At 65.8% G+C, this 20228-nt stretch carries 21 protein-coding genes; 8 read left to right on the forward strand and 13 right to left on the reverse strand.

Annotated elements, in window-relative coordinates:
- The first annotated feature begins 2 nt into the window (after positions 1 to 2).
- Positions 3 to 542: an adenine phosphoribosyltransferase gene (locus XH83_RS08700; protein WP_018323310.1), complete on the forward strand. Its 540-nt coding sequence runs from the start codon at positions 3 to 5 to the stop codon at positions 540 to 542.
- Between the two features lie 14 nt (positions 543 to 556).
- On the opposite strand, the gene XH83_RS08705 is transcribed toward XH83_RS08700, so the two are convergent.
- From XH83_RS08705 to XH83_RS08755, 11 genes are all read right to left on the reverse strand, one after another.
- A complete protein-coding gene (locus XH83_RS08705) occupies positions 557 to 889 on the reverse strand; it encodes a GIY-YIG nuclease family protein (RefSeq protein WP_194406600.1) in 333 nt (110 codons plus the stop codon).
- Positions 890 to 983: 94 nt separating this feature from the next.
- The gene (locus XH83_RS08710; protein WP_194406601.1) at positions 984 to 1652 is read right to left on the reverse strand and encodes a hypothetical protein; all 669 of its coding nucleotides are present in this window, start codon (positions 1650 to 1652) and stop codon (positions 984 to 986) included.
- 60 nt (positions 1653 to 1712) lie between these two features.
- Positions 1713 to 2465, reverse strand: coding sequence for a hypothetical protein (locus tag XH83_RS08715; protein ID WP_063196576.1), 753 nt, complete (start codon positions 2463 to 2465; stop codon positions 1713 to 1715).
- 219 nt (positions 2466 to 2684) lie between these two features.
- Complete coding sequence (locus XH83_RS08720; protein ID WP_194406602.1) at positions 2685 to 3899, reverse strand: M48 family metallopeptidase; 1215 nt, start codon at positions 3897 to 3899, stop codon at positions 2685 to 2687.
- 33 nt (positions 3900 to 3932) lie between these two features.
- Positions 3933 to 4493: a LemA family protein gene (locus tag XH83_RS08725; protein ID WP_194406603.1), complete on the reverse strand. Its 561-nt coding sequence runs from the start codon at positions 4491 to 4493 to the stop codon at positions 3933 to 3935.
- A 138-nt stretch (positions 4494 to 4631) separates the two neighbouring features.
- On the reverse strand, positions 4632 to 5609 hold the full coding sequence (locus tag XH83_RS08730; protein WP_194406604.1) for a small ribosomal subunit Rsm22 family protein: 978 nt from the start codon (positions 5607 to 5609) through the stop codon (positions 4632 to 4634).
- Between the two features lie 121 nt (positions 5610 to 5730).
- Positions 5731 to 9195, reverse strand: coding sequence for a chromosome segregation protein SMC (gene smc / locus XH83_RS08735; RefSeq protein WP_194406605.1), 3465 nt, complete (start codon positions 9193 to 9195; stop codon positions 5731 to 5733).
- A gap of 217 nt (positions 9196 to 9412) precedes the next feature.
- A complete protein-coding gene (locus tag XH83_RS08740) occupies positions 9413 to 10069 on the reverse strand; it encodes a DsbA family protein (protein WP_194406606.1) in 657 nt (218 codons plus the stop codon).
- 137 nt (positions 10070 to 10206) lie between these two features.
- Positions 10207 to 10698, reverse strand: coding sequence for a DUF721 domain-containing protein (locus tag XH83_RS08745; protein ID WP_194406607.1), 492 nt, complete (start codon positions 10696 to 10698; stop codon positions 10207 to 10209).
- 8 nt (positions 10699 to 10706) lie between these two features.
- A complete protein-coding gene (locus XH83_RS08750) occupies positions 10707 to 11030 on the reverse strand; it encodes a HigA family addiction module antitoxin (protein WP_028134868.1) in 324 nt (107 codons plus the stop codon).
- Positions 11002 to 11283, reverse strand: coding sequence for a type II toxin-antitoxin system RelE/ParE family toxin (locus XH83_RS08755; RefSeq protein WP_194406608.1), 282 nt, complete (start codon positions 11281 to 11283; stop codon positions 11002 to 11004). Before XH83_RS08755 ends, XH83_RS08750 begins: the two co-directional genes overlap by 29 nt.
- 83 nt (positions 11284 to 11366) lie before the next feature.
- On the opposite strand from XH83_RS08755, the gene mutY reads away from it, so the two are divergent.
- Both mutY and XH83_RS08765 read left to right on the forward strand, forming a co-directional pair.
- Positions 11367 to 12485, forward strand: coding sequence for an A/G-specific adenine glycosylase (gene mutY / locus XH83_RS08760; RefSeq protein ID WP_194406609.1), 1119 nt, complete (start codon positions 11367 to 11369; stop codon positions 12483 to 12485).
- 52 nt (positions 12486 to 12537) lie between these two features.
- Entirely contained in the window at positions 12538 to 12960 is a 423-nt protein-coding gene (locus XH83_RS08765; protein WP_194406610.1) for a PaaI family thioesterase, read from the forward strand.
- 158 nt (positions 12961 to 13118) lie between these two features.
- On the opposite strand, the gene XH83_RS08770 is transcribed toward XH83_RS08765, so the two are convergent.
- The gene (locus tag XH83_RS08770) at positions 13119 to 14396 is read right to left on the reverse strand and encodes a flavin-dependent oxidoreductase (RefSeq protein ID WP_194406611.1); all 1278 of its coding nucleotides are present in this window, start codon (positions 14394 to 14396) and stop codon (positions 13119 to 13121) included.
- A 123-nt stretch (positions 14397 to 14519) separates the two neighbouring features.
- Here XH83_RS08770 and XH83_RS08775 point away from each other — a divergent pair, with 123 nt between their 5' ends.
- Positions 14520 to 15140: a glutathione S-transferase family protein gene (locus XH83_RS08775; protein ID WP_194408204.1), complete on the forward strand. Its 621-nt coding sequence runs from the start codon at positions 14520 to 14522 to the stop codon at positions 15138 to 15140.
- 113 nt (positions 15141 to 15253) lie between these two features.
- Here XH83_RS08775 and XH83_RS08780 read toward each other — a convergent pair whose 3' ends face one another.
- On the reverse strand, positions 15254 to 16168 hold the full coding sequence (locus XH83_RS08780; protein ID WP_194406612.1) for a LysR family transcriptional regulator: 915 nt from the start codon (positions 16166 to 16168) through the stop codon (positions 15254 to 15256).
- Positions 16169 to 16259: 91 nt separating this feature from the next.
- Between XH83_RS08780 and XH83_RS08785 the strand changes: the two genes are divergently transcribed.
- The 4 genes from XH83_RS08785 to XH83_RS08800 all read left to right on the forward strand — a co-directional run bounded on the left by XH83_RS08785 (position 16260) and on the right by XH83_RS08800 (position 20173).
- Positions 16260 to 16703: a nuclear transport factor 2 family protein gene (locus tag XH83_RS08785; RefSeq protein WP_194406613.1), complete on the forward strand. Its 444-nt coding sequence runs from the start codon at positions 16260 to 16262 to the stop codon at positions 16701 to 16703.
- Positions 16704 to 16837: 134 nt separating this feature from the next.
- Complete coding sequence (locus tag XH83_RS40355) at positions 16838 to 16921, forward strand: hypothetical protein (RefSeq protein WP_371746355.1); 84 nt, start codon at positions 16838 to 16840, stop codon at positions 16919 to 16921.
- A 127-nt stretch (positions 16922 to 17048) separates the two neighbouring features.
- A complete protein-coding gene (locus XH83_RS08795; RefSeq protein ID WP_194406615.1) occupies positions 17049 to 17630 on the forward strand; it encodes a biliverdin-producing heme oxygenase in 582 nt (193 codons plus the stop codon).
- Complete coding sequence (locus XH83_RS08800; protein ID WP_194406616.1) at positions 17627 to 20173, forward strand: HWE histidine kinase domain-containing protein; 2547 nt, start codon at positions 17627 to 17629, stop codon at positions 20171 to 20173. Before XH83_RS08795 ends, XH83_RS08800 begins: the two co-directional genes overlap by 4 nt.
- Positions 20174 to 20228: the final 55 nt, after the last annotated feature.

A 20228-nucleotide genomic window follows, 5' to 3' on the forward strand; every position in this document is an offset into this window, starting at 1 on the left:
CAATGACCTTTGACCACGACATCAAGGCGAGCGTCCGCACCATCCCCGACTATCCCAAGCCCGGGATCATGTTCCGCGACATCACCACGTTGCTCGCGGACGCGCGCGCGTTCCGCCGTGCAGTCGACGAGCTCGTCAATCCCTGGGCCGGCAACAAGATCGACAAGGTCGCCGGCATGGAGGCGCGCGGCTTCATCATCGGCGGCGCGGTGGCACACCAGCTCTCGGCCGGCTTCGTGCCGATCCGGAAAAAAGGCAAGCTGCCGCACACCACGGTGCGGATCGCCTATTCGCTCGAATACGGCATCGACGAGATGGAGATGCATGTCGATGCCATCCAGCCCGGCGAGCGCGTCATCCTGGTCGACGACCTCATCGCCACCGGCGGCACCGCGGAAGGCGCCGTAAAATTGCTGCGGCAGATCGGCGCCAACGTCGTCGCCGCCTGCTTCATCATCGACCTGCCGGAGCTCGGCGGCGCCGCCAAGCTCCGTGCCATGGACGTGCCGGTGCGCACGCTGATGACGTTCGAGGGGCACTGAGCCGCCGTCGGCGGTCAGATCGCCTCGGCCTTGAGCTCGGCCCGCCAATGCAGCAGGCGCTCCTTCAGGAGCGCGTTCCTGACATAGGCACTCTCTTCGTCCTCCAGACGCTCGCATTCGTCAAACGTCAGGCCGGCCTCGCCGTGGGCTTTCCAGGCGGCCTGGAGGCTGCGGCAGGTATGGCTGCCCTGGCGGAGCGAGAACCAGATGCGGTTCCGGATCGTCTCGAGGTTCGGCGCCTGGCCGACCCAGGCCTCGCCCGAGGCCGCGCAGCGGACAACGTAGATGCCTGCAACGGTCTTGCGCTCCTTGTAGGCGGCGATCGCTGCTTTCCGGTCGATGCTCACGGGGGATGGGCCTTGCTGAGGGGATGTCGATGCCCGTCTCAATAAATCGGCTTCAGCCCGTCGTCAATATTATCCGGGTAAAAAACCAGCGCAATCAGGACCGCTGCAGGATCAGGCTGAGCTCGAGCTCGCGGAAAGCGAGGTAATTGCGCCGGGTCCATTGGTGCAGCTCGGTCGAGGCGTCCTTCTCCTGGCGGAGATAGCCGGTGAAGGAGAAGTTCAGCCGGTCGATATAGGTCTTGAGGAAGCCGGGCAGGGCGGGCAGGCGGAACAGCCGGCCGCCGGCCATCGCAGCTGGCAGCTCGCCGCGCACCACATGTTCGTTGTCGACCGTGATCAGGTTCATCCGCGGGATCCGCCCGCGCAGCATCTCGTGGGCGCGGGCCGAGACGCGGTCGGTGTCGGCGACGAACAGGATCTGGGGCGCGACGTGTCGGCGCGCCGCCTCCTTCAACAGGCCGATCTCGTCGGTCATCTTGAAGAACTCGTCGAAGGCGTGGAAGCCGAGGTCGATCACCTTGGGAAGCCCATCGTCGATGATGACGCGGTCCATCAGCTGCATCTTGCCGTAGGTGTCGATCACGTCAGCGGTCTCTGTGACCCCCGGCAGGTAGTCGAGCAGCGACGGCTCCTTCAGATTGACGTCGAAGGCCGCGACATTGCCGTTCTTGAGCAGCAGGAATTCGCTCAAAAGCCGCGCCAGCAGGGTCTTGCCGACCTGCGGGCGGGGCGAGCAGATGATGTAGACGGGCGTTGCGGGCATCGACAGCTATATCAGTCGAACTTGGCGACCAATCCAGCCGTATCAGCCCGGCTTGCGCAACTATTTTTCGCTGTTGCGGGTCACGGACTTCGAACCGACGATGTCGGTCAGGCGGATGCGGTCGAACTCGCTCCAGACGTTGGCCAGCCAGTGCCTGACATAGCCGCGCAGCACGAAGGAATAGTTCGCGGCCTCGTCGTTGATGCCCTTGTTGGCAACGAATTTCAGGAACGGGACGGACGACACCTCGACCTGCTCATAGGCCATTTCGTTGAGCTTGGGGATGGTCAGCTCGGTGGCGTCCTTGATGCGGTGGAAGTAGGAATTATAGGTCGCCTGGTCCCACTGGAAGAACTGGGTGTCGTTGATGAAGTTCTTCACCAGGAAGTATTTGGCACCGGTCATGAAGCCCGCGGTCTCGGCGATTTCGTCCAGAGAGGCGATCGAGGGTCCGAGGATGTGAAACACGGCAAAGGTGATCTGGCCGGCCTTGGCGGCGTCGAGGAAACCGATGTCGCGCAAGGATGCGAGCGCCGGCGAGAGCAGGCCGGCGCGGACGTCGATCACGGTGACCGACGGGCTCGTCGCGTTGAGCGTATCGAAGATCTTCATCTGATCGGCCGTCGTCGTCATGTCGACGATCTCGGTGATGTCAGGGTGGAAGCGCTTCAGGGTTCCGCGGGGCGACTCCGTGTCGAAGGCGCGCGTCGGCACGTTGTTGGCTGAGAAATAATCGAGCAAGGTGCGCGACACCGTGGTCTTGCCGACCCCGCCCTTGTCCGCGCCCACCACAACCACTGCCGGCTTTGCCATTGCTGTCCCCTAACGCGCGCCCCCCGATCGCGAGGTCGCGATCGGCCGGGTCCCAAATCGATGTCCCGAGGATGGTCCCAAGGATGTCCCGAGTCTGCTGTTGGGCGCGAACATGGCAGAAACAAGGGAGAATTCAATTCCGCAGCCCGTCGATACGGCAATTCCCGAAGTTTTTCCCAAGCGCGACGAAACTGCCGCGCGTGACGGCATATCGCGCGCTCAATGACGGCCCCAAGGGCCTATGGGATTGCCCGCGGGGTTGCTGTTCGCGGTTCCGGGGGCAGGCATGGGCGGCGGAGCGGCTGGGCCGCTGGCATCGTTCCAGGGACCATGATGGAGCGGCGGTGGGGCATGCTGCGGGTCGGCTGGCGCCCCGGGCTTGCCCGTTTCCTCGGTTGGTAGCAGCGGGCCCGGATCATGGCCGCCGGCAAACTTGACCAGTGCATCCACCCTCGATTGCACCGAGGGGTGGGTTGCGAACAGGTCGGCAAAGCCCTCGCGGGGATTGTCGACGCAGAGCTCCATCACGGCCGAGGTCGCGCCGGGCAGCTCGCCACGATTCTCGATCTTGCGCAGTGCTGAGATCATGGCATCGGGATCTTTGGTCAATTCCACCGAGCCTGCGTCGGCCAGATATTCGCGCGAGCGCGACAACGCGAGCTTGACCACCTGCGACAGCAGCCAGGCCACCACGATCAGTACGATCGCGATGATGATCACGATCACCGCGCCGCCGCCGGAGCTCTTGCTGTCGCTCGACGACGAGGAAGACGAGCGCGACGACGAGGAGGAGCCCGAGGACCACGAACCGCCGGAGCCGGAGCTCCAATTGAAATTTGTGAACAGTCGGAAGAACAATTCGCCGAAGAAGCCGACCACGCCGGCGATGATGACGGCGACCACCATCAGCTGTACGTCGCCATTCTTGATGTGGGTCAGCTCGTGGCCCAGCACCGCCTCGATCTCCTTGTCATTGAGCGTATCGAGGAGACCCGTGGTGACGGTGATGGAATATTGCCTGGGATTGAGGCCGGTCGCGAACGCGTTCAGCGCCGGGCTGTCCATGATCTTCAGCTTCGGCATGGTGATGCCGCGCGAGATACAGAGGTTTTCGAGCAGATTGTAGAGCCGCGGCTCTTCTTTCCTGTCGACGTCGTGGCCGCCGGTCACCGCATCGATCATCGATTGGTGGAAAAAATAGGCGATCACGATCCAGGCCGCGGCCACGACCGTTGCAACGGGCGCGGCGACGATGAGGTCGTGGAAGGCGCGGTTCAGATAATAGGCGACCGTGCCATTGCTGTTGATGACGACCTCGGCGACCAGCGCGCCAGCATAGACCAGCACATAGACCAGCGCGAACAGGCCGCCGAGCAACAGCATCGAACGAAACTTGTTCGAGGCGATGTGCGTGTAGAGACCATACGCGGCCATGACGCGGTTGCCCTGCGACCTAGCGGCTCAAGATCAGAACTTTACCTGCGGCGCCGCCTCGACCTCGGTGCGGCTGGCGCCGAGATCGAAGAAATCCCTCTTGGTAAAGCCGAACATGCCGGCGAACAGCGCCGCGGGCAGCTGCTGGATACCGGTGTTGTATTCCTGGACCGCGTTGTTGAAGAAGCGGCGGCTCGCTGCGATCTTGTTCTCGAGGTCGGAGAGCTCGGATGCGAGCTGCTGGAAATTGGCGTTGGCCTTGAGGTCCGGATAGGCCTCCGACAGCGCGATCAGCCGGCCGAGCGCGCCGGACAGCTGGTTCTCGGCCGCGGACACCTGCGCGGGGCCTTGCGCCGACATCGCCGAATTGCGCGCCTTGATGACGTCGTCGAGCGTGCCGCGCTCATGCGAGGCATAGCCCTTCACGGTCTCGACCAGATTGGGCACGAGATCGTGGCGCTGCTTGAGCTGAACGTCGATATCGGCAAAGGCCTGGCCGACGCGCTGGCTCAGCGCCACAAGGCGGTTGTAGGCGCTGAACGCGAGGAAAGCGAGGACGACGATGACGCCGAGAACGATCCAGCCGGTCGACATGGAGAACTCCTGAAGGGGGAAGAAGGCGGGCCTAGCCTAGACCAAATTGGCGCAGAGCGAGAGCCCCGGCGCAGAGGAGAGGTAGGACTTGGTCGAACGGGGAGCCGCCCGAGTTCAAGGCAAAAGCTCCCGATGAGGTTAACTTTCGGCAATGACGGCGTCGCCCCAGCGCCAACGCCGGGCACTCGCGTAGGCGGCCTTGTCGCGCCGTGGGACCTTTGTCAGTGCGACACCTTCTTCGGTGCAGAGTTTCGCCGCGATCTCGGCCTTGCCAACATCCGGCGGGGCCAGCACGCGTGCGGCGCGGCTCGCCGGCGCTGTGCGAGTCAGGGCGACGTAGATGAAGCGCTCGTCCTCGAACGGCACCTCGGCGCCCTTGATCTGCCGGTGCGCCTGCGAGCGGGGGAGGCGCTGAGAGAAATGGCACCAGTCGGGCGCGACGAGCGGGCAGGGCCTTTCGTGCGGGCAGGGCGCGGCGACGTAGGCGCCAGCCGCGATCAGTTGCTGGCGCAGCGCGAGGATGCGCGCGTAACCCGCGGGCGTGCCGGGCTCGATCACGACCAGCGCGTGGCGCGCTTTGGCCCACATGGTTTCCGCGAGCTTGCGCTGGTCGGCCTCGCTGAGCTCGCCGATGATGTAGCTGGCAATCACGAGATCGGCTTGCGAGGCCTCCGCGAGGTTCGCACCGGCATCGCCGGGCAGATAACGGCACTCCGCCAATCGCGAGCTGCCGCGTGCAAGTTCGAGCGCGAGCCGGCTCAACGTGGCGTTGGCGTCGAGCAGGGTGAAATCCTGCAGCGAGGGAAAGGTCTCCGCTGCCGCCCAGCTCGCGGTGCCCGGGCCTGCGCCGACGTCGAGCAGCGTTTCAGGTGCGAGGCTTGGTGCGATCTCGGTCAGCGCATTCAGGCTGGCCGCGACGGCGGCGTAGGTCGCGGGCATGCGCGCCAGCGCATAGGCGAGCGCATCGGCTTCGGACTTGATCGTGCCGGAGCCGCCGCCGGCGCGATAGGCGGTCGAGATTTTTTGCGAGCGCTGCGCCGCGTCGGTGCGGGAGAAGCCCTGCAGCTTGCCGTCGAGGGCGGCCTTCAGTTCGGCGGGGAGGGTGGGGGAGATCATCTTTGCCCACCGTCATTCCGGGGCGATGCGTAGCATCGAACCCGGAATCCATCGCGCGGCAGAGTCGGTCGAGGAATGGATCCCGGGTTCTCGCTGCGCGAGCCCCGGAATGACAGCCACGTCACGCCACGTTCTGGTCGAGAATGTCCACGGCCTCGGACAGGCTGACCGACACCAGTTGCGACACGCCGCGCTCGGCCATGGTGACGCCGTACAGACGGTTCATCCGCGCCATCGTGATCGGGTTGTGCGTGATGATGACGAAGCGCGTGTCGGTCGAGCTGGTCATCTCATTCAGCAGGTTGCAGTATCGTTCGACGTTGTGGTCGTCGAGCGGCGCGTCGACTTCGTCCAGCACGCAGATCGGCGAGGGGTTGGTCAAGAACACCGCGAAGATCAGCGCCATCGCGGTCAGCGCCTGCTCGCCGCCCGACAGCAGCGACAGCGTCTGCGGCTTCTTGCCCGGGGGCTTGGCAATGATTTCGAGACCAGCTTCGAGCGGATCGTCGCTTTCGATCAGGTGCAGCGCGGCCTCGCCGCCGCCGAACAGCTCGACGAACAGGCGCTTGAAGTGGTTGTTGACGACCTCGAACGAGGTCAACAGGCGCTCGCGCGCTTCCTTGTTGAGGCTCTGGATGCCCTGGCGCAGCCGCTTGATGGCTTCCACGAGGTCATCGCGCTCGGTGACGAGGCCGGTGTGCTGGGTCTCGACCTCGCGCAGCTCTTCCTCGGCGCGCAGATTGACGGCGCCGAGGCGCTCGCGGTCGCGCCGCATCTTTTCGAGGTCTTCCTCGATGTCGTGCAGCGGCGGCAGCTCCGCGCCGGGCTCGAGCTCGGCAAGGCCGGCGACGGCCTGCGGCTCGACCTCGAGCATGTCGCGGATCTCGCGCTCGATGTCCTCGAGCCGGCGCCGCGCGCCTTCCATGCGCTCCTCGGCGCGGGCCGTGGCCTCGCGGGAGCTCGACAGGGCTTCGAGGGTCAGCTTGGCGACGCGATCGGTCTCGGCCATCGCGCTTTCCGCGGTGGCGAGTGCGTCGGCGGCCATGCGGCGGTCGTTTTCCGCGTATTCGATCTCGGTGATCAGCGCGCTGCGCTTCTCGGCGAACACTTGCGGCGCGTTTTCGAGCTCGCTGCGCTCGATCGTGAGCTCGGCGATGCGGGCCTGGATGGTGTCGATGTGGGAGGCCGCGCTTTCCTTGCGGTACTGCCACTCGGTGCGCTCGGCGAGGATCGCCTGCACGCGGCGGTCGGCGAGCTCGGCCTCGCGGGCCAACGCCTGCGCCTCGGCGCGGACCTGGGCGGCCATGCGGCGGTGGCCTTCGATGTCGCTGCGGGCGGCGGCGAGACGGGTCTCGGTGTCCTCGCTCGACGGCAGCTCGGAGATGCCGGCCTCGGCATATTCATAGGCAGCCTCGGCTTCGGCGCGGTCGGCGGCGAGGCGGCTGTGCGCTTCCGACAGCGTCGCCTTGCGCGCGGCATGGCGGCTGATCTCGCGCTCGGCGGTGGCATGGCGCTCGCGCGCGACGTTCAGCTCGCGCTGCGCGGCGCGCCAGGCTTCGCGGCTGGCGCCTTCCGTGCTGGCGGCCATCTGCAGCTCGGACTCGGCATTCTCCAGCGCTTGGCGCTTGATCTGCGCGTCGATGCGGGCCTGCTCCAGCTCGTTCTCGATGTCGACGAGACGGGCACGCTCGGCGAGGCGGCGGGCCGCGCCGGTTGGAGCATGGGCGGCAGCGACAAAGCCGTCCCAGCGCCAGACGTCGCCTTCGGGCGACACCAGCCGCTGGCCGGTCTTGAGCTGCGAGACCAGCTCGGCACCGCGCTCGCGCGGCACCACGCCGATCTGGGCCAGACGTCGGGCCAGCTCGGCCGGCGCCTGCACGTGATTGGAGAGCGGCACGGCGCCTTCGGGCAGTTCCGGATCGCCTTCGGTGTGGCCGACATTGGTCCAGCGCATCGGCGCCGACGGGTCGATCGGGGCGTCGAGATCGTCGCCGAGCGCGGCGCCGATCGCCTTCTCGAAGCCCTTGTCGACGGTGATGCCGTCGATGATCGGCGGCCACAGATTCTTGGTCTCGCCGTTGACGATCTTGGAGATCGTGCGTGCCTCGGTGTCGAGCCGCTGCACACGCTTGTCCGCTTCGACCAGCGGCGAGCGCGAGGATTCCAGCGTCTGGCGCGCGGCGACGTGCGCGGCTTCGCTGGCCTGCGCCGCGGCTTCCGAAGCCGCCAGCGTCTGCTCCGCGGTCTCGACCAGAGCGGTCAGCTCGTCGAGGTCGCCGAAGCCGCCGGTCTCGGCGGCAAGCTTCTGCTCTTCCGCGGCGACGTTCGCGATCTCCTGGTCGAGCCGGGCGAGCTTGTCGCGGTGGGTGCGGACATTGGCCTCGAGCTGATTGCGCTTGGCGGTGAGGTCGGCGAGCGCGGTGGTGAGCTCGGCGAATTGCTGCTCGGTCTCGGTCAGCACCGCCTCGGCTTCGGCGACGCGCTCGTCGACGCCGGAGCGCTTCTCGACGCGCGACTTGATCTCTTCCTTGAGCTCGGCGTCTTCGGTGTCGAGTCGCTGCAGCGCGACATCGGCATCCATCGTCTGCTGCTGGGCGCGGGAGATGTCGCCCTCGAACTGCGCGAGGCGGCGCTCGAGCTCGGCGACGCGCTCCTTGGCGCGCTCTTCCTCGCGGTCGAGCAGCTCACGGGCATTGGTCAGGCGCTGCAGCCCGGCGGCGGCGCGCGCTTCGGCATCGCGCAGCGCCGGCATTTCGGCGGCACGAATCGCCTGGATGCGAGCGGCCTCGGCCTGGTGCTGGGTGCGCTCGGCCATCTCGCGGACGGCGAGATCATGGGTCTGGCCGGATTCGTTGACGTCGGCATGCGCGCCGATCCAGCGCAGGTGGAACAGGGTGGCTTCGGCCTTGCGGACCTTGGCCGCGACCTCGCGATAGCGCACCGCCTGGCGGGCCTGCTTCTTCAGGCCTTCCATCTGCCCGGAGAGCTGGCCGATCACGTCCTCGACGCGCGTGAGATTGGTTTCGGCAGCCTTCAGCCGCAGTTCGGCCTCGTGGCGGCGGGCGTGCAGGCCGGCAACGCCCGCTGCGTCTTCCAGCACGCGGCGGCGCTGCTCGGGCTTGGCCTGGATGATCTCGCCGATCTTGCCCTGGTGGACGAGGGCCGGCGAGCGCGCGCCGGTGGCGGCATCGGCGAACAGGATCTGCACGTCGCGCGCGCGCACGTCGCGGCCGTTGATGCGGTAGACCGAGCCCGCTTCGCGCTCGATGCGGCGAGAGATTTCGAGCAGCTGGCTGTCGTTCATCGCCGCCGGCGCGGTGCGATCGGCATTGTCGATCGTCATCGTCACTTCGGCGTGGTTGCGCGCGGGACGGTTGCCGGAGCCGGCGAAGATCACCGCGTCCATGTCGGCGGCGCGCAAGCTCTTGTAGGAGGTCTCGCCCATCGCCCAGCGCAGCGCTTCGACGAGATTCGACTTGCCGCAGCCGTTGGGGCCGACCACGCCGGTCAGGCCGGGCTCGATGACGAAGTCGGTCGGCTCAACGAAGGACTTGAAGCCGTGAAGTCGCAGGCGGGTGATTTTCATAAGCACGCATCTCTGTTGGCAGGCGCGAATCCCCCTGCCGGGACACTACCATGGAAGGCAATGTCGCTATCCGGGCGAGTCGCGCGAGGCGCCTCATGCGGCTGGACAATGGCCGCGGTATGCCGCGAGGGCAACCGGCCAAAGCCGCTTTTCCCAAGGGATTTATGCCGGGAAAGATACGGCTTTCGAAATGCGAATCAGAGTCTTGACGCGCGAATCAGCTCTTGAGCAGCGGATTGATCTTCTTGGCGAACTCTTCGAACGAGGCCTCGCCTTTGATCTTCTCGCCGTTGATGAAGAAGGTCGGCGTCGAATCCACCTTGAGCACGTCGCTGGCGTATTTCTGGTCGGCGGCGATCTTGTCGAGCAGCGCCTGGTCCTTCAGGCAGGCTTCCACCTGCTGCTGCGTGAGGCCGGCCTGCTTGCCGATCCGCGTCAGGGTCTCGGTGGTGTTCTTCACGACCCAGTCGTTCTGCTGGCGGAACAGCATGTCGGTGACCGCGAAATATTTCGGTCCGTCGTCCTTCGCGATGCAGCGCGACAGCATCGAGCCGGCCGCGGCTTTGATGTCGAGCGGGAACTCGCGGAAGATGTAACGCACCTTGCCGGTGTCGATGTATTCCTTCTTGATCTTCGGGAACACCTGCTCGTTGAAGGCGGCGCAGTGCGGGCAGGTCATCGAAGCGTATTCGGTGATGGTGACGGCGGCGTCCTTCGGGCCGAGCGCCATGTCGGGCAGCGACACCGGCTTGGCCACATCGCCAGCCGACTGCGCCATGGCGTCAGAAATCAACCGGAGCGGCGAGAACCCGGCGACCGCGGCAAGCCCGGTCAGCGACAGCATCGTGGTGAAGGCGCGGCGGGTGATGATCAAGGTCGGCTCCCGGATTGGCGTGGTCTTGCCCCAGGGGGATATCGAGTTCCCGCCGGGCGGCCTGTCGCTAGCTTGAAACGTGGTTTGAAGCAATGGCGAGCGGCAGGGACGGGTCCAGATTGGCCGCAAAATAAGGCTCAATTTCGCTTGATGGCCGCCCCAAGCCGCGCCAGCGCCGTCTTCAGTTCTTCGTCTTCGATCGCCCCCAGGCTCTCCGCCACCTTGGCGACCGATTTGGGGTCCGGCGGGCCGGGCCGCTTCCGGGTCCGTGGCCGCGAGAGCGGGGCCTGGCGGAAAGCCAGCTTGCCGACCGCGCTCCAGCCGAAGAAGCGGTTGACCCGCTGCAGGATCACGTCGGCGGAATGCTGGATCTCCAGCGCCATCGGCCCCTCGACCCGCAGCACCAGCGTCGCCGGCTCCTGCGGCTGGCCCTCTACGGGCCGCGGCCATTGCATCTTCAAGGGCTCGGCATGGGCCGCGATCTCAGGCCCTGCGATCTGCGCCCACCGCGTCACCAGCTCGCGCGCGGCAAAACCCTGCTTGGCATAGGCCTCGGCAAAGACGTCGTCGAGCAGGATGCCGAGCGGTTTGGCGCTGATCGGGCCGGGTTTGGGAGGAAATTTGGACATGACCGGATCTAGGCCGCTGCACGCGGCCGAATGGCCTTGAGGTCGCGATCGATCTCGCGTCGCCGCTGCATCAGGTCGTAATCCATCTGAAGCCCCAGGAAAAAGCCCTCCGACAGACCAAAATAGCGGGCCAGCCGCAGGTCGGTGTCGGCGGTGATGTCGCGCTTGCCAAGCACGATCTCGTTGATCCGTCGCGGCGGCACGCGAACGGCGCGGGCCAGTGCGTTCTGGCTGAGATCCATCGGCTTCAAAAACTCCTCCAGCAGGATCTCGCCGGGGTGCGGGTTGCGGAGGAGCCCGTTCCTAGTCGTGGTAGTCGACGATTTCGACATCTCTCGGACCTCCGTCATCCCAAACAAAGCAGATGCGCCACTGATCATTGATCCGGATTGAATGCTGACCCCGGCGATCAGCCCTCAAGGCTTCGAGCCGGTTGCCCGGGGGAACCCTGAGATCGGCCACCCGCGCCTGGTTCAGCAAACGCAGTTTTCGCAGCGCTGCATTCTGAATGTCGGGCGGCAGTTTCCTGCTTCGCCGCCCGGACCAGATCAACTCGGTCTCGGAGTTGGCGAAGCTCTGGATCATGCTTGTGTATAACGCAAGGCGTTATAGCTCGCAACGGTCCGGTCGCGCTGGCCACAGGCGAAATCCTCCTCTAGTAAAGGCGAATGTCCTCCACGACGGCGCGCAAGAAAGAAAGGAGCACGACGTCCACCACGTCGTCGGCTCGCCCCACCTTGCTGCTCGCCTGGTACGACCGCCACCGGCGCCGGCTGCCTTGGCGGGCGGCGCCCGGAGAGGCGTCGGACCCGTACCGCGTCTGGCTGTCGGAGATCATGCTGCAGCAGACCACGGTGAAGGCGGTCGGGCCTTACTTCGAGAAATTCGTCGCGCGCTGGCCTGACGTCAGGGCGTTGGGGAACGCCTCGCAGGACGACGTGCTGCGAATGTGGGCCGGCCTCGGCTATTATTCGCGTGCGCGCAATCTCTACGCCTGTGCCGTTGCCGTCACGCGCGAGCGCGGCGGCGTCTTTCCGGACACCGAGGAGGGCCTGCGCGCGCTGCCGGGGATCGGGCCCTACACGGCGGCGGCGATTGCGGCGATTGCCTTCGACCGCCATACCATGCCGGTGGACGGCAATATCGAGCGCGTGGTGTCGCGGCTCTTTGCGGTTGAAGAAGAACTCCCGCAGGCGAAGCCGCTGATCCAGCAATTGGCGGCGACGCTGCTGGCGAATTCGCGCGCCGGCGACAGTGCCCAGGCGCTGATGGATCTGGGCGCCTCGATCTGCACGCCGAAGAAGCCGGCCTGCTCGCTGTGTCCGCTCAATGAGGATTGCATCGCGCGTGCGCAAGGCACGCAGGAAACCTTTCCGCGCAAGGCGCCGAAGAAGAGCGGCACGTTGCGGCGCGGCGCCGCCTTTGTCGTCACGCGCGGCGGCGAGCTGCTGGTCCGTTCGCGGCCGGAAAAAGGCCTGCTCGGCGGCATGACGGAAGTGCCGGGCTCGGACTGGCTCGCCGGCCAGGACGATGCGACCGCGAAGCAGCAGGCGCCGGAGTTGAAGGGGTTGTCGCGCTGGCAGCGCAAGGTGGGCGTCGTCACCCACGTCTTTACGCATTTTCCGCTGGAGCTCGTGGTCTATACCGCGAAGGCGGAGGCGCGCACGCGTGCACCCGAGGGTATGCGCTGGGTGCCGACTGCGACCCTGGCCGGTGAAGCGCTGCCCAACGTCATGCGCAAGGTGATCGCGCATGCGCTGGATCTTCCACCAAGCCGATCCTCCTGACAGCACGCTGGCAGCAGCGTTGCGCTAGGGGATTGCGAAACGGAGGCTGCCAATGGTCAAGACCGCACTCGACAACTTTCCAAGACCGCCCTGTGCCGAGCTGCTGGGGTGGCGGCTACTCGATGCGCGTCCGGAGGACGGTTGGATCAAGCTCGCCTTCGAAGCCAGGCCCGAGTTCTGCAATCCGGCAGGCTTCATCCAGGGCGGCATGCTCTCGGCCATGCTCGACGACACCATGGGCCCGGCCGTGCTGGTGATGAGCGAGGGCCGGCTCTACACCACCACCATCAGCATGACCGTGAACTTTTTGGCGCCGGCCAAGCCTGGGACGATTGTCGGCGAGGCCAAGGTGACGCAGCTCGGCAAGACGATTGCGTTCGTCGAGGCGAAGCTGATGGCGGAAGACGGCACGGTGCTGGCAACGGCAAGCGCGAGCGAGCGATTGCTGGAGGCGGCGAGGGTGGTGGGGAAATAGGCCGGGCCGCGCGCTCCTCTTCCCTTCTCTCCTTGCGGGAGAAGGTGGCGCGAAGCGCCGGATGAGGGGTATCTCTCCGCGAACTCTCATCGCGAGTTGAGCGCGGGGGGACAAACCCCTCAGGGCGCATTCATGCGCATCTCGCTTCGCGCGAAGTCCTAAGCTCCCGCCCGCGCATCCTTGCTCACGATCGGCGGCTTGGCGTTCAGCGCCTCCACCTGGAACCCCGCCACGCGCTTGTAGTTCGCCGCGATGTCTTCCAGCTCCTTTTGCGACAACACGTCGGTGACGACCTGGTACCCGTCGGGCGCGCGCTCCTCGACCAGCTGCATCACCTGCTCGGGGCCGTTCTTGCGGTTGAGCAGGACGAGGTCGGTGGTCGCGGGCCTGCGCTCGGCTTCATAGGCGAGCAGCGCCGCGCTCGTCGGGCCATGCGCGAGAATCTCGCGGGTGATGGTGCGGGCATCGAGGATCGCCTGCGAGGCGCCGTTCGAGCCGATCGGATACATCGGATGCGCGGCATCGCCCATCAGCGTGACCTTGCCAAAAGTCCATTGCGAGACCGGGTCGCGGTCGACCAGCGGATATTCATAGGCGTGGGGGCAGTTTCGGATCAGGCCGGGCACGTCGAGCCAGTCGAACTGCCAGCTCTCGAACCAGGGCAGGAACTCTTCCAGCCGCGCGGTTCGGTTATAGTCCTCGCGCCGCCACTGATAGGTCGGGGGCATATGTCGCTCGGCGACCCAGTTGATCAGGTGATTGCCGGATGCATCCGGCTCCTTGCTGATCGGATAGCAGACGAATTTCAGGATCTCATGCCCGGCCATGATCATGGTGCGGCCGCTGAGGAAGGCTTTCGCCGGCGTGACGCCACGCCAGAGGATGCGGCCGTTCCAGATCGGCGGGCCTTCGTTCGGGTAGAGCTTTTCTCGCGCGGCGGAATGAATGCCGTCGGCCGCGATCAGGATCGCGCCATCATAGGTCCCGGCGGCACTACCGGTCGCCCGGTCGATGAAGTCGGCGCGCACGCCGTCTGCGGTCTCGGTCCAACTGGTCAGATGATGGCTGGTGAGAATGTTGCCGCGGCCGAGCCGCTCGACCGCGGTGTCGAGCAGGAGCTGCTGCAGCGTGCCGCGGTGGATCGAGAATTGCGGCCATTTGTAGCCGGCCTCCAGCCCGCGCGGCTCGCTCCAGATCGGCTTGCCGTGCTTGGAGAAATAGGCGAGCTCGCGCGTCCGCACGCCGCTGGCGTCCAGCCTGTCCAAAAGCCCGAGTTCGATCAGTTCGCGCACCGCATGCGGCAGCACGTTGATGCCGACGCCGAGCGGCTTCAGTTCGGCGACACTCTCGAACACTTTTACGGGAACGCCGATCTGGTGCAGGCTGAGCGCAAGCGTCAGGCCGCCGATGCCGCCACCGGCGATGAGTACGGTCATGACAATCCCCCTCCGATTGACGCGTCTTCGCATGGCAGGGCGGCGGTGGGCAACTGCGAAGAGGTCGCCTATGGACGGCGCGGCGGGGGGCCGTTAACCTCGGGTTTTCCCATGAGGTCCGACATGCTCAAGCTCTACTACGCCACCGGCACCTGCGCGCTCGCCACCTACATCACGCTGGAAGAGGCCGGCGCCGACTACACGGCCGAGCGGCTGAGCTTCAAGGACAACCAGCAGAACAGCCCGGATTACCTCAAGATCAACCCGAAGGGCCGCGTCCCGGCGCTGGTGACCGATCGCGGCGTCCTCACCGAGACGCCGGCGATGCTGGCTTACCTCGCGCAGACATTCCCCAAGGCTAAACTCGCGCCGCTCGACGATCCCTTCGACTTCGCCCAGGTGCAGTCGTTCAACTCCTATCTGTGCTCGACCGTGCACATCAATCACGCCCACAAGATGCGCGGTGCGCGCTGGGCGACGCAGGAGAGCTCGTTCGCCGACATGAAGGCGAAGGTTCCGCAGACCATGGCCGCCTGCTTCGCGCTGATGGAGCAGAAAATGTTCAAGGGGCCGTGGGTGATGGGCGAGCAGTACACGATCTGCGATCCCTATCTCTACACGCTCTCGACCTGGCTCGAAGGCGACAGCGTCGACATCAAGGCCACGCCGAAGATCGCCGATCACTTCAAGCGCATGTCGGACCGCCCGGCGGTGGCGAAGGTGATGGCGGCGCAGAAGGCGTGACAGCTCTTGTAGGGTGGGTTAGCTGAGCAGATGCGCAAGGCGCATTTGCTCGGCGTAACCCACCATGCTCAGCGATCTCGACGAGGTAGGCGGATTACGCTTCGCTGATCCGCCTACGAAGATTTGTTCTCCAGCTCCCGGCCCGTTTCCAGCATCAACCGCCGCAACCAGATCGAGCCCGGGTCCATCTGCGCCCGCGTCGGGTAGAACATGAACTGCTCGTCGATGCCGGGGTCGAGCGGCGGCGTCACCGTGACGAGGCCGAGCTGTTTCGACAATGCGGCGATCAGCCGGCGCGGCACGAAGGCGACGAGATCGGTCCGGGCGGCGACGTGCAGTGCTTCGAGATATCCTGATACGACCAGCGAAATATGCCGCTCGATGCCCTTGGCTTGCAGCCAGGTGTCGATCAGATCCTCGTTGCTGCCGCGGATGATCACGCCGACATGGCGCGCGGCCAGGAAGGTCTCGCGCCGCTTCAGCTTCGCGGCCCAGGGGTGGCCGCGCCGCACCGCGAGGGCGTCGCTGTCGGTGTAGAGCAGCTGGCGGTGAAAGCCTTTGAAGGCATTGCCGATCGAGATCACGAGGTCGATGGTTTGGGCGAACTCGGCGTGGAAGATCGCAGGTCCCCGCCACGGCACGATGTCGATGCGAACATTGGGCGCGGCCCGCGTCACCTTCTCCATGAGCGGCGGCATCAGCAGCTCGACTGCGAGATCTGGCATCATCAGGCGGAATTGTCGTTCGCTGCGCGCGGCGTCGAAATCGTCGGGCACGAACAACCCGCGCACCTGGTCGAGCGCCTGCGCGAGCGGCGCGCGCAGGGCCTGCGCCCGCGGCGTCAGCTCCATCCGCGCGCCGGTGCGCACCAGCAGCGGATCGCCGAAGATGTCGCGCAGGCGCTGCAGCGCGTGGCTCGTCGCCGGTTGCGACAGCCCGATCCGCATGGCGGCACGACTGACGCTGGCCTCGCGCAGAAGCGCGTCGAGGGCGGTCAGCAGATTGAGGTCGAGCGAAGTCAAATTCATCAAACGAATAGATATCATATTCTCTATCGATTTGAAGAATTGTCTTCGCGCGGCGATGATCTCCGTGTTCTCACCAAACGGAGATGCCGCCATGAGCGCCGCCGCCAACAAGAAACTGATGCAGGATATTTTCGCCGCCGCCGCCAATCCCGATCCTGCCGCGCGCGATCGTGCCCTGTTCGCCGCAAGCCTTGCCGAGGACGCCAAATGGGTTGTCACCGGCCAATATTCCTGGTCGCGCACCTTTTCGGGCAAGGAGGCAATCCTTGTCGATCTGCACGGCTATGTGCGCAGCCGACTGCGCGACCGCACGCGCACGGTCGCGCACCGCTTCATCGCCGACGGCGACGTAGTCGTCGTGGAGGCCAAGGGCGACAACGTCACGCCTGAGGGCGTGCGCTACGACAACGACTATTGCCTGGTGTTTCGTCTCGAGGGCGGCAAGATCAAGGAAATCCGCGAGTACTGCGACTCGATCCTGACGGAGCGGGCGCTTGGTCCTTTTCCGCAGGCGCCGGTGAGAGCTGCGAGCTGAGGAGCGTGCGCGTCACCTCCGCCGGCCGGTGTCATCGGGCCGAGCCGGCGAGGGTCATGCGGGCCTGGCAGGCGCTCGTCGAGATGCTCCGGCACAAGCGCGAAGGGTCCCGGGTCCGAAATCAACTCGCTGCAATGACCGAGCGGGAGCTTCTGGACTGCGGAATGACCAGGGCGGAGATCACGTACGAGCTGCACAAGCCCCGCCTCCGGCAATAGAGGTCCGGGGGCATGGTCCGTCACCCGCGCCAATTTTGCAGCGCCGGTGGAACCCTTTGGGTTCCGCCGGCGTTTTCTTCGCTTCCGGGGCAATTGCGCCGCGGCATCGCGCGCGTTTGGGAAGTTCATGCTGGCTGGGGTTTCGGACGTTTCCACACAGGTAGACAGCAGCTTTCCCGGACTCCGTGGACGATTGAGAGACGCGACCGCGGCGGCGCACCGGGAGCTCGATGCGCAATTGTCGTCGTTCGATCTCACCGTCCTGACCGGCTATCGCCGCTTTCTCCAGGCCAGCGCCGGCGCGCTGCTTCCGCTCGAATCCGCGCTCGAGGCGGCTGGCGTCACCTTCATGTTTCCCGACTGGCCGGAGCGGGCGCGCAGCGCGGCGATCGCGGCAGATCTTGGACGGCTCGGCAGCGCCGCGCCATCTCCCGTATCGGTGCTGCCGCTGACGCCCGGGGGCTTGCTCGGGACCATGTACGTGCTGGAGGGCTCCCGGCTCGGGGCCAAGTTCCTGCTGAAAGAGGTCGCGGAGGCCGCCGATCCGCGCATCAGCGCGGCCACTCTCTATCTCCGTCACGGCACAGGCAAGCGGCTCTGGCAGAGCTTCCTGGCGAAGCTCGAAAGCGAGGCCTGCGACGAGGTCGAGGTGATCGCGGCGGCGCGCATGGCTTTCGCCGCGTTCGAGCAGGCGGCGGACCGCGCATGAACGAGGCCGTCAATCTCACCAATTGCGATCGCGAGCCGATCCACATTCCCGGCAGCGTGCAGCCGTTTGGCTTCATGCTCGTCGTTCTCTCGGATTTCACGATCTGCATGGCCTCGGACAATGTCGGCGGCTTTCTCGGAAGCGATCTTGCCGACATCCTCCAGCGGCCGTTGGCGACCGTCATCTCCGAAGCGGCCGTCGAGACCATCCGCAGCCGCGTCGATCATCTGAGCGGGCCGGATGCGACCGAGCGCCTGTTCGGTATCGAGCTCCAGGCCGGCAAGCCGCAATACGATCTCTCGATCCATTTCTCCGGCGTCTACCTCATCATCGAGGCGGAGCCGAGCGTCCACGAGCCGGGTGTCAACTCCGGCGAGCTGGTCCGCCTGATGCTCGACCGGATCCGCAAGACGCGCGGCATGACCGATCTTGCGCGCGAGGCGGCGCGCCAGCTCAAGGCGCTGGCCGGCTTCGACCGGGTGATGGTCTATCAGTTTCACCCGGACGGATCGGGCGAGGTGATCGCCGAGACCGCGGAGGCGGGACTCGAATCCTTCCTCGGCCTGCGTTATCCCGCCTCCGACATCCCGAGGCAGGCCCGAGCGCTCTATCAGCGCAACTGGCTGCGTATCATCGCCGACGTCAATGCCGTACCGGCAGCCTTGGTGTCCACGGCCACACACAATGCCGGGCTGCTCGACCTGTCGATGAGCGTGCTGCGCTCGGTCTCGCCGATTCACATCGAATATTTGCGCAACATGGGTGTCGCCGCCTCGATGTCCGTGTCGATCCTGCGCGACGGCAAGCTGTGGGGACTGTTTGCCTGCCATCATTATTCGCCGCGTTACATCTCATTCGACAAGCGTACGGCCTCCGAGCTGTTCGGGCAGATGTTCTCCTGGATCGTCGAGGGGCGCGAGCGCGAGGGCGACGTCGCCTATGAAGCCCGTGCCCACCAGGTTCAGGAGCGGTTGATCGAGATCGCGGCTGCGCATGAGCACAGCCGCCGCGCCATCGTCGACTTCCTCGGCGACTATCGCAAGATGGTCGACTGCGACGGCGTCGCGGTGTGGTCGGACAACAAGATCGCGCTTCAAGGAGACACGCCGACCGAGGAGGAAGTGAAGGACCTCGTCGCCTTCATCAACCGGACCTCGCCCGGGCGGATCCTGGCGAGCGCCGAGATCGCCAAGGTCTATGCCGCCGGCCAGTCCTTCCGCGACCGTGCGGCGGGTTTTCTCGCCATTCCGATCTCGCGAACCCCGCGCGATTGCCTGATCTTCTTCCGCCGCGAGGTCGTGCGGTCCGTGAACTGGGCCGGCGCTCCCGACAAGGTCTATGATGAAGGTCCGAACGGGCCGCGGCTGACGCCGCGCAAGAGCTTCGAGCTGTGGCAGGAGACGGTGGCGGGCCAGTCGAAGCCGTGGTCGGCGGCCGACATCAGCATCGCCGAGAGCCTGCGAGTCACGCTGCTGGAAGTCATCCTGCAATTGTCCGACCTCGCCGCGCGCGAGCGCCGCGGCGCGCAGGAGCGGCAGGAGCTGATGATCGCCGAGCTCAACCACCGCGTCCGCAACATCCTGAGCCTGGTCCGCGCCCTGGTGGCGCAGAGCAAGGACACCGCGACGAGCGTCGAGGAGTTCGCCAGCGTTCTCGGCGGCCGCATCCAGGCCCTGGCGCGCGCCCACGACCAGATCACCAATCTGAACTGGGCGCCGGTGGCGCTGCGAACCCTCGTCGAATCCGAGGCCGGCGCCTATCTCGGGGCGCGCGCAGGCCGGGTGAGGATGGGCGGGCCCGACGTCGCGCTGGATCCCAAGGCGTTCGCCACGCTGGCGCTCGTCGTCCACGAGATGATGACGAATTCCGCCAAATATGGCGCGCTCGCCGATTCCACCGGCAGCGTCGAGGTGGTCTGGCGCCTCGATCCTTCGTCGAGCCTGGTGATCGAATGGAAGGAAAGCGGCGGCCCGCCGGTGCAGCCGCCGTCGCGGCGGGGCTTCGGCACCACGATCATCGAGCGCTCGGTGCCGTTCGATCTCAAGGGCGACGCCGAGATCCGCTTCGATCTTCTGGGTGTGCAGGCGACCTTCGTCATCCCCGCAAATTTCGTAGAAATCGTGCCATCAATAGCAGGAGCCGCCATGCGCATCGAGGAGCAACAGTCCAGCCGTCCACGGCTGTCCGAGACCGCGCTGATCGTCGAGGACAATCTGATCATCGCCATGGCGGCGGAGGTCATCCTGCTCGATCTCGGCGCACGCCACGTCGACACCGCCGCGAGCGTCGATCAGGCGCTGCGTTCGATTGAACGCACGCGGCCGAGTTTTGCCCTGCTCGATCTCAACCTCGGCAGCGAGAGCAGCATCAAGGTGGCGCAGAAGCTGAAAGAGATCGGCGTGCCCTTCATCTTCGCAACCGGCTATGGCGAGCGCGCGCCGCTTCCGGCCGAGCTTGCCTCGGTGCCGGTCATCCAGAAGCCGTACACGCTCGAAGTGGTCGACCACGCCCTCGGCAAACTGCAGCAAGCCAGCGTTCTCTGAGGGTTCGCGTGCGACGCTATGCATGCCGCTGCGGATTCTTGCACAGCTTCGCATA

The sequence above is a fragment of the Bradyrhizobium sp. CCBAU 53351 genome (assembly GCF_015291745.1).
Classification (GTDB): Bacteria; Pseudomonadota; Alphaproteobacteria; order Rhizobiales; family Xanthobacteraceae; genus Bradyrhizobium.

What these genes read in the sequence shown, in the direction of transcription:
- smc (WP_194406605.1), bottom strand. Translation starts at nt 9,195, where the DNA reads ATGAAAATCACCCGCCTGCGACTTCACGGCTTCAAGTCCTTCGTTGAG.
- XH83_RS08700 (WP_018323310.1), top strand. Translation starts at nt 3, where the DNA reads ATGACCTTTGACCACGACATCAAGGCGAGCGTCCGCACCATCCCCGAC.
- XH83_RS08710 (WP_194406601.1), bottom strand. Translation starts at nt 1,652, where the DNA reads ATGCCCGCAACGCCCGTCTACATCATCTGCTCGCCCCGCCCGCAGGTC.
- XH83_RS08715 (WP_063196576.1), bottom strand. Translation starts at nt 2,465, where the DNA reads ATGGCAAAGCCGGCAGTGGTTGTGGTGGGCGCGGACAAGGGCGGGGTC.
- XH83_RS08730 (WP_194406604.1), bottom strand. Translation starts at nt 5,609, where the DNA reads ATGATCTCCCCCACCCTCCCCGCCGAACTGAAGGCCGCCCTCGACGGC.
- mutY (WP_194406609.1), top strand. Translation starts at nt 11,367, where the DNA reads ATGTCCTCCACGACGGCGCGCAAGAAAGAAAGGAGCACGACGTCCACC.
- XH83_RS08755 (WP_194406608.1), bottom strand. Translation starts at nt 11,283, where the DNA reads ATGATCCAGAGCTTCGCCAACTCCGAGACCGAGTTGATCTGGTCCGGG.
- XH83_RS08745 (WP_194406607.1), bottom strand. Translation starts at nt 10,698, where the DNA reads ATGTCCAAATTTCCTCCCAAACCCGGCCCGATCAGCGCCAAACCGCTC.
- XH83_RS08765 (WP_194406610.1), top strand. Translation starts at nt 12,538, where the DNA reads ATGGTCAAGACCGCACTCGACAACTTTCCAAGACCGCCCTGTGCCGAG.
- XH83_RS08720 (WP_194406602.1), bottom strand. Translation starts at nt 3,899, where the DNA reads ATGGCCGCGTATGGTCTCTACACGCACATCGCCTCGAACAAGTTTCGT.
- XH83_RS40355 (WP_371746355.1), top strand. Translation starts at nt 16,838, where the DNA reads ATGACCGAGCGGGAGCTTCTGGACTGCGGAATGACCAGGGCGGAGATC.
- XH83_RS08785 (WP_194406613.1), top strand. Translation starts at nt 16,260, where the DNA reads ATGAGCGCCGCCGCCAACAAGAAACTGATGCAGGATATTTTCGCCGCC.
- XH83_RS08770 (WP_194406611.1), bottom strand. Translation starts at nt 14,396, where the DNA reads ATGACCGTACTCATCGCCGGTGGCGGCATCGGCGGCCTGACGCTTGCG.
- XH83_RS08725 (WP_194406603.1), bottom strand. Translation starts at nt 4,493, where the DNA reads ATGTCGACCGGCTGGATCGTTCTCGGCGTCATCGTCGTCCTCGCTTTC.
- XH83_RS08750 (WP_028134868.1), bottom strand. Translation starts at nt 11,030, where the DNA reads ATGTCGAAATCGTCGACTACCACGACTAGGAACGGGCTCCTCCGCAAC.
- XH83_RS08780 (WP_194406612.1), bottom strand. Translation starts at nt 16,168, where the DNA reads ATGAATTTGACTTCGCTCGACCTCAATCTGCTGACCGCCCTCGACGCG.
- XH83_RS08795 (WP_194406615.1), top strand. Translation starts at nt 17,049, where the DNA reads ATGCTGGCTGGGGTTTCGGACGTTTCCACACAGGTAGACAGCAGCTTT.
- XH83_RS08775 (WP_194408204.1), top strand. Translation starts at nt 14,520, where the DNA reads ATGCTCAAGCTCTACTACGCCACCGGCACCTGCGCGCTCGCCACCTAC.
- XH83_RS08800 (WP_194406616.1), top strand. Translation starts at nt 17,627, where the DNA reads ATGAACGAGGCCGTCAATCTCACCAATTGCGATCGCGAGCCGATCCAC.